This window comes from Sphingomonas sp. BT-65 (assembly GCF_026107375.2).
Taxonomy (GTDB): Bacteria; Pseudomonadota; Alphaproteobacteria; order Sphingomonadales; family Sphingomonadaceae; genus Sphingomonas.
In genome coordinates this window covers 2,735,782-2,750,594 of the sequence record NZ_JAPCIA010000001.1, presented here as the reverse complement: position 1 = coordinate 2,750,594, position 14,813 = coordinate 2,735,782, and the positions used below count along the sequence as shown (strand labels likewise).

At 66.9% G+C, this 14,813-nt stretch carries 16 protein-coding genes; 11 read left to right on the top strand and 5 right to left on the bottom strand.

The window, feature by feature from the left end; genetic code table 11:
- Positions 1 to 32: 32 nt before the first annotated feature.
- On the bottom strand, positions 33 to 653 hold the full coding sequence (locus tag OK349_RS13345) for a ribonuclease D (protein ID WP_265118281.1): 621 nt from the start codon (positions 651 to 653) through the stop codon (positions 33 to 35).
- A 43-nt stretch (positions 654 to 696) separates the two neighbouring features.
- Positions 697 to 1,503: a TerC family protein gene (locus OK349_RS13340; protein ID WP_265118280.1), complete on the bottom strand. Its 807-nt coding sequence runs from the start codon at positions 1,501 to 1,503 to the stop codon at positions 697 to 699.
- Between the two features lie 207 nt (positions 1,504 to 1,710).
- On the opposite strand from OK349_RS13340, the gene OK349_RS13335 reads away from it, so the two are divergent.
- From OK349_RS13335 to OK349_RS13325, 3 genes are all read left to right on the top strand, one after another.
- Entirely contained in the window at positions 1,711 to 2,511 is an 801-nt protein-coding gene (locus OK349_RS13335) for a cold-shock protein (RefSeq protein WP_301531118.1), read from the top strand.
- Between the two features lie 130 nt (positions 2,512 to 2,641).
- Positions 2,642 to 3,367 (top strand): glutaminyl-peptide cyclotransferase, encoded by a 726-nt coding sequence (locus OK349_RS13330; RefSeq protein ID WP_265118279.1) that lies wholly within the window; start codon positions 2,642 to 2,644, stop codon positions 3,365 to 3,367.
- A gap of 41 nt (positions 3,368 to 3,408) precedes the next feature.
- A complete protein-coding gene (locus tag OK349_RS13325; protein WP_265118278.1) occupies positions 3,409 to 4,512 on the top strand; it encodes an AAA family ATPase in 1,104 nt (367 codons plus the stop codon).
- A 4-nt stretch (positions 4,513 to 4,516) separates the two neighbouring features.
- Here OK349_RS13325 and OK349_RS13320 read toward each other — a convergent pair whose 3' ends face one another.
- Positions 4,517 to 5,545, bottom strand: coding sequence for a DUF1176 domain-containing protein (locus tag OK349_RS13320; protein ID WP_265118277.1), 1,029 nt, complete (start codon positions 5,543 to 5,545; stop codon positions 4,517 to 4,519).
- Positions 5,546 to 5,615: 70 nt separating this feature from the next.
- On the opposite strand from OK349_RS13320, the gene OK349_RS13315 reads away from it, so the two are divergent.
- Positions 5,616 to 6,485 carry a 3-hydroxybutyryl-CoA dehydrogenase gene (locus OK349_RS13315; protein WP_265118276.1) on the top strand — a complete coding sequence of 290 codons (870 nt, stop codon included), beginning with the start codon at positions 5,616 to 5,618 and terminating at the stop codon, positions 6,483 to 6,485.
- Here the strand turns inward: OK349_RS13315 and OK349_RS13310 are convergent.
- Together OK349_RS13310 and OK349_RS13305 are read right to left on the bottom strand one after the other, a co-directional pair.
- Positions 6,452 to 6,997: an STM3941 family protein gene (locus tag OK349_RS13310; RefSeq protein WP_265118275.1), complete on the bottom strand. Its 546-nt coding sequence runs from the start codon at positions 6,995 to 6,997 to the stop codon at positions 6,452 to 6,454. The genes OK349_RS13315 and OK349_RS13310 overlap by 34 nt on opposite strands.
- Positions 6,994 to 8,262 (bottom strand): NupC/NupG family nucleoside CNT transporter, encoded by a 1,269-nt coding sequence (locus OK349_RS13305; RefSeq protein ID WP_265118274.1) that lies wholly within the window; start codon positions 8,260 to 8,262, stop codon positions 6,994 to 6,996. Before OK349_RS13305 ends, OK349_RS13310 begins: the two co-directional genes overlap by 4 nt.
- A 454-nt stretch (positions 8,263 to 8,716) precedes the next feature.
- Here OK349_RS13305 and OK349_RS13300 point away from each other — a divergent pair, with 454 nt between their 5' ends.
- The 7 genes from OK349_RS13300 to OK349_RS13270 all read left to right on the top strand — a co-directional run bounded on the left by OK349_RS13300 (position 8,717) and on the right by OK349_RS13270 (position 14,802).
- Complete coding sequence (locus tag OK349_RS13300) at positions 8,717 to 9,352, top strand: queuosine precursor transporter (RefSeq protein ID WP_265118273.1); 636 nt, start codon at positions 8,717 to 8,719, stop codon at positions 9,350 to 9,352.
- 108 nt (positions 9,353 to 9,460) lie between these two features.
- Positions 9,461 to 9,766, top strand: coding sequence for a barstar family protein (locus OK349_RS13295; protein ID WP_265118272.1), 306 nt, complete (start codon positions 9,461 to 9,463; stop codon positions 9,764 to 9,766).
- Between the two features lie 297 nt (positions 9,767 to 10,063).
- Complete coding sequence (gene argB / locus OK349_RS13290) at positions 10,064 to 10,963, top strand: acetylglutamate kinase (protein WP_265118271.1); 900 nt, start codon at positions 10,064 to 10,066, stop codon at positions 10,961 to 10,963.
- A 79-nt stretch (positions 10,964 to 11,042) separates the two neighbouring features.
- On the top strand, positions 11,043 to 11,357 hold the full coding sequence (locus OK349_RS13285) for a YggT family protein (protein WP_265118270.1): 315 nt from the start codon (positions 11,043 to 11,045) through the stop codon (positions 11,355 to 11,357).
- A complete protein-coding gene (locus OK349_RS13280) occupies positions 11,354 to 11,665 on the top strand; it encodes a DUF167 domain-containing protein (protein ID WP_265118269.1) in 312 nt (103 codons plus the stop codon). Before OK349_RS13285 ends, OK349_RS13280 begins: the two co-directional genes overlap by 4 nt.
- A complete protein-coding gene (gene folD / locus OK349_RS13275) occupies positions 11,655 to 12,530 on the top strand; it encodes a bifunctional methylenetetrahydrofolate dehydrogenase/methenyltetrahydrofolate cyclohydrolase FolD (protein ID WP_265118268.1) in 876 nt (291 codons plus the stop codon). Before OK349_RS13280 ends, folD begins: the two co-directional genes overlap by 11 nt.
- 103 nt (positions 12,531 to 12,633) lie before the next feature.
- Complete coding sequence (locus OK349_RS13270) at positions 12,634 to 14,802, top strand: TonB-dependent receptor (RefSeq protein WP_265118267.1); 2,169 nt, start codon at positions 12,634 to 12,636, stop codon at positions 14,800 to 14,802.
- The last annotated feature ends 11 nt before the right edge of the window (positions 14,803 to 14,813 follow it).

The following is a 14,813-nucleotide window of genomic DNA, read 5'->3' as shown; positions in this document are numbered from 1 at the left end:
CGGGTGGGGGAGCGGGCTGGTGCGGCACAGCTTCAGACATGCGCGAAGATATCCACTTCGGGCCAGCCGGCGAGATCCAGCTCGGCGCGGTGGGGCAGGAAATCGAAGCAGGCCTGGGCCAGCGTCACCCGTCCCTCGCGCGCGAGGCGGCGGTCGAGCTCCTCGCGCATCGCGTGGAGATAGCGCACGTCCGAGGCGGCATAGTCCTTCTGCGCGTCGCTCAGCACCGGCCCGCCCCAGTCGGACGATTGCTGCTGCTTCGAGATCTCCTGGCCGAGCAGCTCGCGCACCAGGTCCTTGAGGCCGTGCCGGTCAGTATAGGTGCGCACCAGCCGCGAGGCGGTCTTGGTGCAATAGACCGGCGCCGCGGTGACGCCGAGATAGTGGCGGATCGCCGCGAGATCGAAGCGCGCGAAGTGATAGAGCTTCACCCGCGCCGGGTCGGCGAGCAGCGCGCGCAAATTGGGCGCGGCATAGTCGCTGCCCGGCGAGAAGCGCACGAGATGCTCGTCCTCGCCGCCGTCGGAGAGCTGGACGACGCACAGGCGATCGCGCGGGGTGATCAGCCCCATCGTCTCGGTATCGACGGCGATGTCGGCGCCGGGGGCGAACAGCCCTTCGGGAATATCTTCTTCGTGCAGGAAAACGGCCATCGTCTGCGCCTAGCCGTTTAAGCCTGAACGCTCAATGCCAAGCTTAGGGGGCTCGCGGCGGTTCCCCGGCGCCCTCCCGCTTCGTCTTGGACCTGCGTGCGACCATGTTGAGCCCCTCGACCAGCGCCGAGAAGGCCATCGCGGCATAGATATAGCCCTTGGGCACGTGCACGCCGAAGCCGTCGGCGATCAGCACTGCGCCGATCATCAGCAGGAAACCGAGCGCGAGCATCACCACGGTCGGGTTGCGCTTGATGAAGTTCGCCAGCGGATCGGCCGCGACCAGCATCACGCCGACGGTGACGATCACCGCGGTGACCATGATCGCGATCTCGTCGGTCATGCCGACCGCCGTCAGGATCGAATCGACCGAGAAGACCATGTCGAGCAGGATGATCTGAACGATCGCCGACCCGAAGTTCAGCCCCGCCACCTGCTTCTTGTCGAGGATCTCGTCGTCGCTCGGCACGGGATCGATCGTGTGGTGGATTTCCTTGGTGGCCTTCCACAACAGGAACAGGCCGCCCGCGATCAGGATCAGGTCGCGCCACGAAAAGGCGGTCTCGAAGCTCGGCTCGCCATGCGCGCCGGGCGCGCCCTGGAGGCCGAGGTCGAACACCGGCGTGGTCAGCGAGACGATGACCCAGATCATCGAGAGCAGCAGGATGCGCATCACCAATGCCAGGCCGATGCCGATTCGGCGCGCGCGCTGCTGCTGATGCTCGGGCAATTTGTTGGTGAGGATCGAGATGAAGATGAGGTTGTCGATGCCGAGCACCACCTCCATCACGATCAGGGTTATGAGGGCGGCCCAGGCGGCCGGGTCGGCGAGCAAAGCAGCGATATCCATGGACATTTGCTCTGCCGTCCCTGCAACGCAGGCGCAAGCATGTGTTGGAGCAGTGCTGGAATCGCGACGAAATCGTTCGCCTCTTGTCCCGTTCTCGGCTATGACCCGATTCCATGGGCGTGTCGTTAGAGCGCCGGAATGTCTGCGTCTTCGTCCGGCGCACGGCTTTCGAGATTGAGTTGGGCGACCGGGAAGACGAACAGGGCAATGAGTTTTGATCGAGGGCGCCGCGGGGATCGCGGCGGGCGCGGCAGAGACAAGCGCGACGGTTTCGGCGGCGACGAATTCGGCGGCAGCAGCAGCTATGGTGATCGCGGCGGCTTCAGCGGTGGCGGTTTCGGTGACCGCGGCGGCTTCGGCGGTGGCGGCGGCTTCGGCGGCGGCGGTGGCGGTGGCTATCGCGGCGGCGGCGGTGGTGGCGGCTTCGGCGGCGGTGGCGGTGGTGGCGGCGGCTTCGGCGGCGGTCGCGGCATGCCCCCGCAGGTCGTTGGCGAAGGCACCGGCGTGGTCAAGTTCTTCAACAGCCAGAAGGGCTTCGGCTTCGTCGTTCGCGACGATGGCGGCGAGGACGTGTTCGTCCATATCAGCGCCGTCGAGCAGGCGGGCCTGACCGGCCTGGCCGAGGGCCAGCCGCTCGGCTTCACGCTGGTCGATCGCGGCGGGCGCATCAGCGCGACCGAGCTCAAGATCGACGGCGAGCCGCTTCCGGTCGAGGATCGCGGCCCGCCGCGCGACCGCGACGGTCCGCGTGGCGGCGCCGGCGGTGCCGGTGGCCCGCAGCGCCAGCTGACCGGCGAGAAGGCGACCGGCACGGTCAAGTTCTTCAACGCGATGAAGGGCTTCGGCTTCATTCAGCGCGACGATGGCCAGCCCGATGCGTTCGTGCACATCAGCGCCGTCGAGCGCGCCGGCATGCCGACGCTTAACGAGGGCGACCGGCTCGAGTTCGAGCTCGAGGTGGACCGTCGCGGCAAGTACGCCGCGGTGAACCTCCAGCCGGCCCAGTAAGGCTTTTTCCATGCGCCGGCTGATTGTTGCCGGGCGGGGAATGATCGCGGGGGCTGCCCTGGCCATCACGGCCGCGGCAGCCCCTGCTGATTCTGGCCCTGTCGATTCCGGCCCCGTCGCTCCCCTCGCAGTGCAGGACGCCGTACCGCCGATCGAGGCAGTGCGGGTGATCGCGACCTATCCGCACGACGCACGCGCATTCACCCAGGGCCTGTTTTTCCACGACGGGCGTCTGTTCGAGAGCACCGGCCAGCGCGGGGCGTCGGCGATCCGCGAAGTCGATCTCGCCACCGGCAAGGTGAAACGCGAGGTGCGATTGCCCGCGGAGTATTTCGGCGAGGGTAGTACTGGCTGGGGCAGCTCGATCGTCAGCCTCACCTGGCAGCACGGCAAGGGCTTTCGCTGGGATCGCGAGACGTTCCGCAAGCTCGGCGAATTCAGCTATCCCGGCGAAGGTTGGGGGCTGACGCAGGATGGCGAGAGCCTGATCCTCTCCGACGGCACCCCCGAGCTGCGCTTCCTCGACCCCGCGACCTTCGCCGAACGGCGGCGCGTGACGGTCACCTGGCGCGGGCGGCCGGTGGGGCAGATCAACGAGCTCGAATATGTGCGCGGTGAGGTGCTGGCGAATATCTGGCACAGCGACCTGATCGCACGGATCGACCCGGCGACGGGCGTGATCAAGGGCGCGATCGACCTCAACGTCGTCGCGGCCTCGGTCGCGACGCCGGACGGCGAGGCGGTGCTCAACGGCATCGCCTGGGACGACAAGGCCGGAAAGCTCTACGTCACCGGCAAGCGCTGGCCCAAGCTGTTCGAGATCGCGCTGCCCGAGGGAAGCAGCGTCACGGGATGATCACCTGCCTCGCCGTATCGGGATATCGTTCGCTTCGGGACGTGAAGCTCGCCTTGGGGAGGCTCAATGTCGTTACCGGTGCGAATGGCAGCGGCAAATCGAGCCTGTATCGGGCATTGCGGCTGCTCTCCGAAGTTGCCCAAGGCCGCGCCATCGCATCGCTGGCTGCGGAAGGGGGGCTGGCATCGACACTGTGGGCGGGTCCGGAGAAGTTCAGCCGGGAGATGCGCCTCGGCGCGCAGCCCGTGCAGGGAACGGTTCGAAGCGGGCCGGTCAGCCTCAAATTGGGCTTCGCCACGGAAGACCTGAGCTATGCCGTCGATCTGGGATTGCCCATCCCGTCGCGCACCCGGTTCAGCCACGATCCCGAGATCAAGGTGGAAGCGCTATGGATGGGACCGACGCTGGGCCGGGCCAACCTGGTTGCGGATCGCCATGGCCCGCTGGTCCGCGTCCGAAGCAGCGAATCGGGTGCATGGCGCAACAGCTTCGGCAACCTCTCCGCCTTCGACAGCATGATGACGCATTGTGCCGATGCCGCCGATGGCCTCGAATTGCTGCACCTGCGCGAGCGCATGCGGAACTGGCGTTTCTACGACGATCTCCGCACCGACCGGGACGCCCCCGCGCGACATGCCCAGGTGGGGACCTTCACCCCGATCCTGGCGAGCGACGGATCGAACATCGGCGCCGCTCTGCAGACCATCATCGAGATCGGCGACGTCGATAGCCTGGAGAACGCCATCGCGGATGCCTTTGACGGCGCGACCTTGTCGGTCGGCGAACGGTTCGAGATCGAGATGCAGCAATATGGGCTTCTCCGCCCGCTGCTCGCGTCGGAACTGTCTGACGGCACGCTCCGCTATGTGCTGCTTGCCGCCGCGCTGCTCTCACCGCGGCCGCCGGAGCTGATGATCCTGAACGAGCCCGAATCTAGCCTCCACCCCGACCTTCTCGATCCACTCGCCCGGCTGCTGATCAAGGCGTCCGAGCGGTGCCAGATCATCGTCGTCTCGCACGCCTCAAGGCTGGTGGACGCGCTCGACCGGCATGCCGAAACCTTCCGCATCGAACTTCGCAAGGAGCTGGGCGAAACGATCGTCGATCAAGCCGGCCGACCCGATTGGGCATGGCCCGCGCGATAGCGTTTCACTTCGCCACTGCCTGCGCGCGCCAGGTGGTGAGCCAGTCGACCGATCCGCGGCATTCGGGCATCGAGCGCGCCTCGACCAGGCGGAACATCGCCCCGTCCCAGACATAGGCCTCCGCGCTCCCGCAATCGCCGATGCCGCGGCCCTTGCTGTAGCTTTCGAGCCGCCCGGTCTTGGCGTCGAAGCTCGCATTGACCAGCTCCTGCGGCCCCTCCGCGATCATGCCCGGCGGGACGTCGAACCGCGCACGCACCGGCGCGGCACCGGCGGCGAGGATGTAGGGCGCGGTCGAGAAGTTGTACGCGCCGCTGCCACAGGGCAGCAGCACCAGCGTCTTGCCGCCGCCGAGCGCGTGCGTCTCGGCCCCGGGCAGTTCGCCGGTACCGCCCTCATAGACGCTGCCGCATTCGCTCGCCTTGTCGAGTGCCTTGCGCATTGCCGGAGTGAAGGGTGCGGCAGCGCCCGCCGGCCGGACATAGCCGATCTTCGGCAGCGCGGGCGGTGCCGGCACCGCGCTCGCCGGCTTCGCCCCCTTCGCCACCGCCGCGGTGACGGTGCCGGCACGGCCCTGCTCGGCATCGATGAAGCGCAGCGCGGCCGACGATCCCTTGAGCGAGACCATGCCGGTGACATCGACCTCGGAGCCGACGCGCAGATCGTCGCCCTCGACCATTGCCGCGATGATTCGCGCGGCATCGGCGCCGGTGAACCGCAGCAGATCGTTCTTCGGCACAGCTCGGATGCTGAAGCCCTCCGCGGTGCTCACCAGCACCGGGTCGCTCCCCGAATTGCCGACAAGCTGGATCTCGACCGTGAAGCCACCCGCCGGCCCGGCCGCGCGATCGATCGAGACCGAAATCTGATCGTAGACCGAGCCCTCTTCGGGCTGGTTGTCGTCGGGCCAGATCGAGGTCATCTCGCAACGCTTGGCGTTGTCGCAGGCCACCACCCAGGCGCCGAAGGACTTGATCGGTCCCTGTTGCGGGGCAGCCGCCTGGGCCAAGGCGAGCAACGCGATCGTCAGCATGAAACCCCCTTCTAGCCGTTTCGCAAGCGAGTCGGTAGGACGCCTGCATATCAGATTTTCGGAGGATGACATGCAGACGGTTGGCGTGATCGGCGCGGGGCAGATGGGGGCGGGAATCGCCCAGGTTTCGGCGCAGGCGGGCTATCGCGTGCTGCTGTCCGACGTCGACCAGGCACGCGCCGAGAAGGGCAAGGCCGGAATCGCCAAGCAGCTGGCGCGGGCGGTGGAGAAGGAGAAGATCACCGCCGAGGCAATGGACGCGGCGCTGGCCAACATCGAGTGCGTCGCGGGCACCGACGCCTTCGCCCCGTGCGACCTGGTGATCGAAGCGGCGACCGAGCGCGAGGCGATCAAGCGCGAGATCTTCGCCCAGGTCGGCAAGGTGCTGGGCAAGGACGCGATCCTCGCCAGCAACACTTCCTCGATCCCGATCACGCGGCTGGCGCAGGCCTCACCCGATCCGGCGCGCTTCATGGGCGTGCACTTCTTCAACCCGGTACCGGTGATGGGCCTGATCGAGCTGATCCGCGGGCTCGCCACCAGCGACGCGACGGTCGCCGCGGTCGAGGCCTATGGCAAGACGCTGAACAAGCGCATCGTCCATGCCAACGACGCGCCGGGCTTCATCGTCAACCGCGTGCTGATGCCGTTCCTCAACGAAGCGTGCTTCGCGCTCGGCGAGGGCGTGGCGACGATCCCCGACATCGACGCCGCGATCCAGCTCGGCCTCAACCACCCGATGGGGCCGTTCACGCTCGCCGACTTCATCGGGCTCGACACCTGCCTCGAGATCACCCGCGTGCTGTTCGAGGGCACCGGCGACCCCAAGTTCCGCCCCGCGCCTTTGCTCGTCAAATATGTCGAGGCCGGCTGGTACGGGCGGAAGAGCGGGCGCGGCTTCTACGACTATTCGGGCGCGGAGCCGGTGCCGACGCGCTGATCGTGCGTACGCATATGGGCATCGACCACTTCGACCAGCCGCTTGAAGCTCTGGTCGGTGCCCGCCACGGAGAGCGTGACGTCACCGCTTCCCATGAATTTGCTCAGGCCCGCCAGCTTGCCGAGCGTTGACCGCCCGGGATAGCGCTCAGGCACATCGAGCCACAGACACAGAAATTTGTTGTACTGGATCGCCTGCTGTTCGACACGGACGATGGCGCTCCAGGGGATCACCTGATCCGACCACCGCCGCCAGAGGATGCCCCGGGAATCGACCTCCATCACGGGACCGGCCCGGAATAGCTGCCGCGCACCGACGACGCCGAACCCGCCGAAGATCAGAATCACAAGCCAACCCAAGCCCCAGACCATCGCCGGATCGCTAAGACGACGGCTGGCGGCTTCCTCCGGGCTCACAACGAGCCAAATGCCAATCGCGACAAAGCCGACCGAGATCAGCGTGAGCCCGAGCGTCTTGCCCTTCGATACGTGCGCGACGAGCCGCTCGCTCACGGCAGCAATAACCCCGCCAGCGCCGCGCTCATCAAATTGGCGAGGCTGCCCGCGACCAGCGCCTTGATCCCGAGCTTGGCGATCACCGGGCGCTGGTTGGGGGCGAGGCTGCCGGTCGCCGCCATCTGGATCGCGATCGAGCTGAAATTGGCGAAGCCGCACAGCGCAAAGGTGATGATCGCGACGCTGCGCTGGCTCAGCCCCGCGGTCGTGCCGAGGTTCAGGAAGGCGACGAATTCGTTGAGCACCATCTTGGTGCCGAACAGGCTGCCCGCCGCGCCGGTCTCGGCCCATGGGATGCCGATCAGGAACATGATCGGCGCGAACATCGTGCCGATGATCCCCTGGAAGGTGAGCGTGGGATAGCCGAACCAGCCGCCGACTACGCCGAGCAGGCCGTTGGCGAGCGCGACCAAGGCAACGAAGGCGAGCACCATCGCGCCCACCGCGACCGCGATCTTGACGCCGGTCTGCGCGCCCATCGCCGCGGCCATGATGAGGTTGGCGGGGCGCTCTTCCTCGATGTCATGCTCGACCGCGCGGATCGCCGCCTCCTCGGGCTCCGCCGCGGCTTCGCCGTCGAGCGGCAATTCGGGCTGCTTCACCGGCTCGTCGGGCATGATGATCTTGGCCATCAGCAGTCCGCCGGGCGCGGCCATGAAGGATGCTGCGAGCAGATACTGGATGTCGATCCCCATCGCCGCGTACGCTGCGAGGATCGTGCCCGCGACACCGGCCATGCCCACGCTCATCACCGCGAACAGCTGTGCCGGCTGAAGGCCCGCGAGATAGGGGCGGATGACGAGCGGCGATTCGCTCTGGCCGACGAAGATGTTGGCGGCCGAGCACAAGGATTCGACCTTGCTGACCCCGGTCACCTTCTCGATCGCGCCGCCGATCCACCGGATCACCAGCGGCATGATGCGCAGATAATAGAGGATCGAGACCAGGCTGGCGAAGAAGATGATCACCGGCAGCGCCGCGATCGCGAAGCTGTGCCCGCCCATCTCGGGCTTGGCGAGCGGGCCGAAGATGAAGTCGGTGCCGGCCTGGGCGTAGCCGAGCAGCGCCGACACGCCGCGCGCCATCCCCTCGATCACCGAGCGGCCGGCGGGAACGTAGAGCACGAGCACCGCGATCCCCGCCTGGAGCGCGAAGGCGGCGCCGACCACGCGCAGCCGGATCGCGCGGCGATTGGACGAGAGCAGGACGGCGATGCCGATGATCGCGGCGATACCGAGAATGCCGATCGGAAGATTGTTCAAATGGAAGGCCCCCAAGAGCCGCGTCTGTCGCACGGCGTACGGGAGTGCAGCATAGCGCCGTGCGCGGGGACCGCCAGTGTGGGGTGATTCGCGGGCGAGCCGCGCCGGAAGTTGTCAAAGTTCACGCCACGTCTCCCCCGGTTCGCCCTTCCCCGCATGCCGGAACGGCGGAGCGAACGATCCGGGCGGGGCGAGCGGAAGCGCATTCGGAGCAGGCAAGCAAACCAGTTCCAACATTGCAAGCGGAGCAGTACGATTTCCATTCCTCCCCCGGAGGGGGAGGGGGACCAGCGCAGCTGGTGGAGGGGTAGTCTCCACAAGCGAGCCGCTTCGTTTGCGGCGACCTACCCCTCCACCACCGCTTCGCGGCGGTCCCCCTCCCCCTCAGGGGGAGGAATGAGTCTGACCCGAGCTCGCATCTTCCGTGCCGGGACAAACCGCGTTAGCAACGGCCATGACTTCACCGGCTCCGCTCTCGCGCTCGCTCTTCACCCTTTCGATCTTCTACGGCGGCATGGTCTGCATCGCGGGCGTGCTCGGCAACAAGCAGGTGGCGCTGGGGCCGCTCGCGGTGGAAGCGGGGATCTTCGCCTTCCTGCTGCTCGTCGCCGTGTCGAGCGCGGTCGCCGAGATGCACGGGCGCGCGGTCGCGAACCGGCTGGTGCTGCTCGGCTTCATCCCCCTGCTCGCCTCGATCGCGCTGACCGCTTTGGTGCTGACGCTGCCACCCGCCACCGACATGCCCGCCGAGCGCCGCGCCGCGTTCGACATGATGATGGGCGGCACCTGGCGCATCTGGCTGGGCGGGATCACCGCCTATGGCGCGTCGCAGCTGCTCAACGTCACCATCTTCAGTGCGTTGAAGCGCGAGGGCGGCAAGATGATGTGGCTGCGCGGCGCGATCGCCGGCGTGCTCAGCCAGATCGTCGACACGCTGATCTTCATCACCGTCGCTTTCTACGGCGAATTCCCGATCGGCCATCTGCTGGCGGGACAGATGCTCGCCAAGGTCGTGCTGTCGATCGTGCTGATCCCGGCGCTGATCGCTGGCTTCGTCGCGATCGGGCGGAGTCTGGACCGCAGCGCCTGAGAAGACGCCCTAATCGCTGGCCGCGCCATCTCCTCGTCCGCCATCCCGGCACAGGGACGGACTAACGAGGACGGGTACGGCCGCTAACGCGCCATTGCGGACATTCGGATGCGCTGGCACCTTAAAAAGATGAAGGCGATCACACTTGATGCCACAGGGTGGATTGCGACGGACGATTTCTTCGCAGCCCTTCTGCCCGAACTTGGCGCCCCCTCCTGGCACGGCCACAATCTGAACGCGCTTTATGATAGTCTGTCGGGCGGGATCAACAAATTGGAGCCGCCGTTTTCTGTGACGGTGCGCAACACTGGCAATCTCGATTCGAGGTTCACTCCACTATTCTCCGGAGTGGCGGAGGTGTTTGCGGATGCGCGACGGGAGTTCGACGCGGACGTTTCGTTCACTCTGATCTGATCGTCAGCTCTCGCGGTTTGCCAAGCCCAAGCTGCCTATCCGCTCTCCACCCATTAGCGACCCCGCTTGCAATGTTGGAACTCATTTGCTTGCGTCGTTCGGTGCCCAGCACCGCTCTTTGATTTCGTCGATCCGCACGGTTTGCCCGACTGACACCTGCGAGACAAAGGCGACGAAGTTGACAGAATGAATCGCGTTCCGCGTAACATCGTCAACTTCGCGGCGGTGCCGACAGCTTTCGAATGCCGCCCCCTCCGCTCGCTTTCGCATCCCGGCAACTCACGCTAAGGGCGCGGCATGACCGATCATGCCCCCGACCCCAAGATGCTCGCCAAGGCGGAGACGCTGACCGACGCGCTGCCCTATATGCAGCGCTACGCGGGCAAGACCTTCGTCGTGAAATATGGCGGCCACGCGATGGGCGATCCCGAGCTGGCGCGCGACTTCGCCGAGGATGTCGTGCTGCTCAAGGCGGTCGGCATCAACCCGGTCGTGGTGCATGGCGGCGGGCCGCAGATCGGGCAGATGCTCAAGCGGCTCGGCGTCGAATCGCAGTTCGTGGGCGGCCTGCGCGTCACCGACGCCGAGACCGCGCGGATCGCCGAAATGGTCCTCGCCGGATCGATCAACAAGGAGATCGTCTCCTGGATCAGCGCCGCGGGCGGCAAGGCGCTCGGCATCTCGGGCAAGGATTCCGGCCTCGTCACCGCGAAGAAGGTTTCGCGCAGCGAGGCCGATCCCCTGCAAGGGATCGAGCGGCATGTCGATCTCGGCTTCGTCGGCGAGCCGGTGGCGGTCGATGCGAGCGTGCTGACGACGCTCTCGGCGCAGGGTTTCATCCCGGTGATCGCGCCGATCGCGCTGGGTGCGGACGGGCACACCTACAACATCAACGCCGACACCATGGCGGGCGCAATCGCGGGCGCGCTGGGCGCGTCGCGCTTCTTCCTGCTCACCGACGTGCCGGGCGTGCTGAGCAAGGACAAGGAGCTGCTCACCGATCTCGATCCCGGCCGCATCGCCGCGCTCAAGGCCGACGGCACGATCAGCGGCGGAATGATCCCCAAGGTCGAGACGTGCGTCGCCGCGGTCGATGCCGGAGTCGACGCCGCAGTCATTCTGGACGGACGCGTGCCGCATTCGATGCTGCTCGAAATCTTCACCACGCAGGGCGCGGGCACCTTGGTTCATCGCTGAGCCGTATTATATAGCTAACACGGTTGCCGCTGTGCCGGGCTTTCCGGTAGAAGCGCCAAGAAAACTCCGGAGGCCCCTGTTGGATACCGCTCTCGCGATCACCTTCGACATCGTCCAGATCCTGCTGAACGTGCTGTGGTGGATCATCGTCGTCCAGGCGATCCTGTCGATCCTGATCGCGTTCAACGTGATCAATACCTATAACGACTTTGTGAGCGCGCTGTGGCGCGGGCTCAACACGCTGACCGAACCGATCTACCGCCCGATCCGCCGCGTCCTGCCCGATACCGGCCCGATGGACTTCGCGCCGTTCGTGGTGCTGATCCTGATCGCCGTGATCAACTATGCGGTGATCCCGAATCTCGACGCGGCGCTGGTCAGCCCGGGGCTTTGACGCGGCCCTGGCAGGCAACTGCCGACGGCATCCGCATTGCGGTGCGCGTGACGCCGCGTGCCTCGAAGAACGCGTTCCTGGCCGGCACGTCCGAGCATTTCGCCGCCCGGCTCGCCGCGCCGCCGGTCGAGGGAGCGGCCAACGCGGCATTGACTGAATTGGTCGCAAAGACCTTTGGCGTGGCGAAGCGCGACGTGAAGCTGATCGCAGGCGAGACCGCCCGGCTCAAGCGGCTGAACATCACCGGCGACGCGTCGGTGCTGGCGGGAATCGCGGCGAAACTATATGGGGCGGCGCATGACGGCTGAGATCATCGACGGCAAGGCATTCGCCGAACGCCTGCGCGCCCGGGTGGGCGAGGCGGCGGCGGCATTCGAGGCGCAGGCCGGGCGCAAGGCCGGGCTCGCGGTGGTGCTGGTGGGCGAGGACCCGGCCTCTTCGGTCTATGTCCGCAGCAAGGGCAAGGCGACGCTCGCCGCCAACATGGCGAGCTTCGAGCATCGCCTGCCCGCCGACACCGACCAGACGACACTGATCGCGCTCGTCGACCAGCTCAATGCCGACGCGCAAGTTGACGGCATCCTCGTCCAACTCCCGCTGCCCGCGCAGCTCGACGAGCAGGCAGTGCTGCTGCGGATCGACCCCGACAAGGATGTCGACGGCTTCCACCCGGTCAATGCAGGCCGCCTAGCGGCGGGGATCGAGGGCTTCGTCCCCTGCACCCCGCTCGGCTGCCTGATGCTGCTCAAGGATCAGCTCGGCGACCTTTCGGGTCTCGACGCGATCGTGATCGGGCGCTCGAACATCGTCGGCAAGCCGATGGCGGCATTGCTGACTCAGGCGAGCTGCACCGTGACGCTGGCGCATTCGCGCACGAAGGATCTGCCGGGGCATGTCGCGCGCGCCGACATCGTCGTCGCGGCAGTGGGCCGCGCCGGCTTCGTCAAGGGCGAGTGGCTCAAGCCCGGCGCTTGCGTGATCGATGTCGGCATCAACCGCGTCGACGGCGCACTGACCGGCGATGTCGAATTCGACAGCGCGGCATCGGTCGCCGGTGCGATCACGCCGGTACCGGGCGGCGTCGGGCCGATGACGATCGCCTGCCTGCTGCGCAACACGCTGGTCGCCGCGCATCGCCGCGCAGGGCTGGCGCTGGACGCAGCTGCGTTATAATTGCCGCACTGCGGCAATAACGGCGCCGATCCGCCGATCAAGGCTTGTGATGGTGTAACATAGCAATTAGAGCGGCGCGGTTCATGTCGAAGGACCGCGTATCATGAAGCGTCTCACTCTCCTCCTCGCCACCACCGCCTTTGCCTTTCCCGCGCTCGCGCAGACCAGCGAGCATCAGGAGCAGGATCGCACGAGTCGCAGCACCGTGCATGGCGACGCGGACGCCGATGTCGTGATCACCGCCCCCTATGTCGCCGATCTCGACCTGCTCGCGGGCACCTCGGTGGTGTCGGGCGACGAGCTGGTGCGCGATATCCGCGGGCAGATCGGCGACACGCTGACCCGCGTGCCGGGCGTCTCGGCGACCTCGTTCAGTCCGGGCGCGTCGCGGCCGGTGCTGCGCGGCTTCCAGGGCGAGCGCGTACGCGTGCTGACCGACGGGCTCGGCTCGCTCGACGTCTCCAACACCTCGGCCGATCATGCGGTGACGATCGACCCGCTCACCGCCGAGCGGATCGAGGTGCTGCGCGGCCCCGCGGTGCTGCTGTTCGGCAGCCAGGCGATCGGCGGCGCGGTCAACGTGATCGACCGCCGCATCCCGCGCGCGGTGCCCGAGAATGGATACCATGTCGACGCGATCGGCACCTATGGCTCGGCGGCGGACGAGCGCAGCGGCGGCGCGGCGGCCGATGTCGCGCTGACGCCGCAGATCGTGCTCCATCTCGACGGCACCTATCGCAAGACCGACGATCTGCGCACCGGCGGCTATATCCTGAGCGCGCCGCTGCGCGCCGAACAGCTGGCGATCGCCGCGGAAGAGACCGAAGAAGGCCATACCGAGGAAGCGGCGGAGGCGACCGCGCTCGCCAACAGCCGCGGACGGCTGCCCAACAGTGGCACCGAAACCTATACGCTGGGCGGCGGCGTCGCGCTGATCAACGATGGCGGCAGCCTGGGTTTCTCGGTCGGCTATTACGACACCAAATATGGCGTGCCCGAGCGCCCGGCCGCTGGCCATGATCATGAGGAAGGCGAAGAGGAAGAGGGCCACGACCATGGCGCCGTGACGATCGGCATGAAGCAGTGGCGCGCCGACATGCGCGGCGAAGTCAATGTCGGCGGCGGCTTCCTCGACAAGATCCGCGTGCGTGCCGGCTATGCCGATTATGAGCATACCGAGTTCGAGGGCCCCGACGTCGGCACGGTGTTCAATTCCGAAGCGTTCGAAGGGCGGCTCGAGCTGGTCCAGGCGGACCGTGGCGGGTGGCGCGGCGTGATCGGCTTCCAGGGCCTGACCCGCAACTTCTCCGCGGTGGGCGAGGAGGCGTTCGTACCGCCCAACACCACCGACCAATATGGCCTGTTCACGCTGCAGGAGGTCAATCTCGGCAAGCTCGGGCTCGAGTTCGCCGCGCGCTACGAACATACCGATGTCCGCTCCAACGCGGTCAAGATCGGGCTCGACGAGGATGCGCCGCTGGTGCGGGTCGACCGCGGTTTCGACGCCTTTTCGGGCGCGGTCGGGCTGTCCTATGAGGTGGCGCCGGAGGTCAAGATCGGGATCAACGGCTCGCGCGCGGTGCGCGCGCCGTCGGGCGAGGAGCTGTTCTCCAACGGCCCGCACGTCGCGACTCAGGCCTATGAGGTCGGCAATCCCGATTTCGCGCTGGAGAAGAGCTGGGGTCTCGAACTCTATGCGCGCGGCCGCGCCGGGCCGGTGCGGTTCCAGATCAGCGGATATGCCAACTGGTTCGACAACTACATCTACGAAACCGACACCGGCGAGATGTTCGAGAGCGACGAGTTCGAGCTGCCGATCTTCCAGTATCTGCAGGCTGACGCGCGCTATTACGGGATCGAAGGCGAGATTTCGGCGACCCTGTTGCGGTCGGGTTCCTTCTCGCTCTCCGGCAACCTCGTCGCCGACTATGTGAATGCCGAGCTCGACGACGGCAGCCCGGTGCCGCGCATCCCGCCGTTCCGCGTGCTCGCCGGGCTCGACGCGAGCCAGGGCCAGTTCGGCGGCCGGGTCGAGGTCGAGCATTCCACCCGCCAGTCGCGCGTCGCCACGTTCGAGACCGAGACGCCGGCCTTCACGCTGGTCAACGCCTCGCTCACTTGGCACCCGTTCGGCGAGAAGCGCGAGACCGCCCTCATCCTCTCCGCCAACAACATCTTCGACGTCGAGGCGCGGCGGCATGCATCGTTCACCAAGGATTTCGTGCCGCTCGCCGGGCGCGACATCCGCGTGGCGGCGCGGATCAGCTTCTGAGGGTCCTCCCG

Bases quoted from the DNA above. Each gene is read 5' to 3' on its own strand.
- OK349_RS13345 (WP_265118281.1), bottom strand. From the start codon at position 653: ATGGCCGTTTTCCTGCACGAAGAAGATATTCCCGAAGGGCTGTTCGCC.
- OK349_RS13340 (WP_265118280.1), bottom strand. From the start codon at position 1,503: ATGGATATCGCTGCTTTGCTCGCCGACCCGGCCGCCTGGGCCGCCCTC.
- OK349_RS13335 (WP_301531118.1), top strand. From the start codon at position 1,711: ATGAGTTTTGATCGAGGGCGCCGCGGGGATCGCGGCGGGCGCGGCAGA.
- OK349_RS13320 (WP_265118277.1), bottom strand. From the start codon at position 5,545: ATGCTGACGATCGCGTTGCTCGCCTTGGCCCAGGCGGCTGCCCCGCAA.
- OK349_RS13315 (WP_265118276.1), top strand. From the start codon at position 5,616: ATGCAGACGGTTGGCGTGATCGGCGCGGGGCAGATGGGGGCGGGAATC.
- OK349_RS13300 (WP_265118273.1), top strand. From the start codon at position 8,717: ATGACTTCACCGGCTCCGCTCTCGCGCTCGCTCTTCACCCTTTCGATC.
- OK349_RS13295 (WP_265118272.1), top strand. From the start codon at position 9,461: ATGCGCTGGCACCTTAAAAAGATGAAGGCGATCACACTTGATGCCACA.
- argB (WP_265118271.1), top strand. From the start codon at position 10,064: ATGACCGATCATGCCCCCGACCCCAAGATGCTCGCCAAGGCGGAGACG.
- folD (WP_265118268.1), top strand. From the start codon at position 11,655: ATGACGGCTGAGATCATCGACGGCAAGGCATTCGCCGAACGCCTGCGC.
- OK349_RS13270 (WP_265118267.1), top strand. From the start codon at position 12,634: ATGAAGCGTCTCACTCTCCTCCTCGCCACCACCGCCTTTGCCTTTCCC.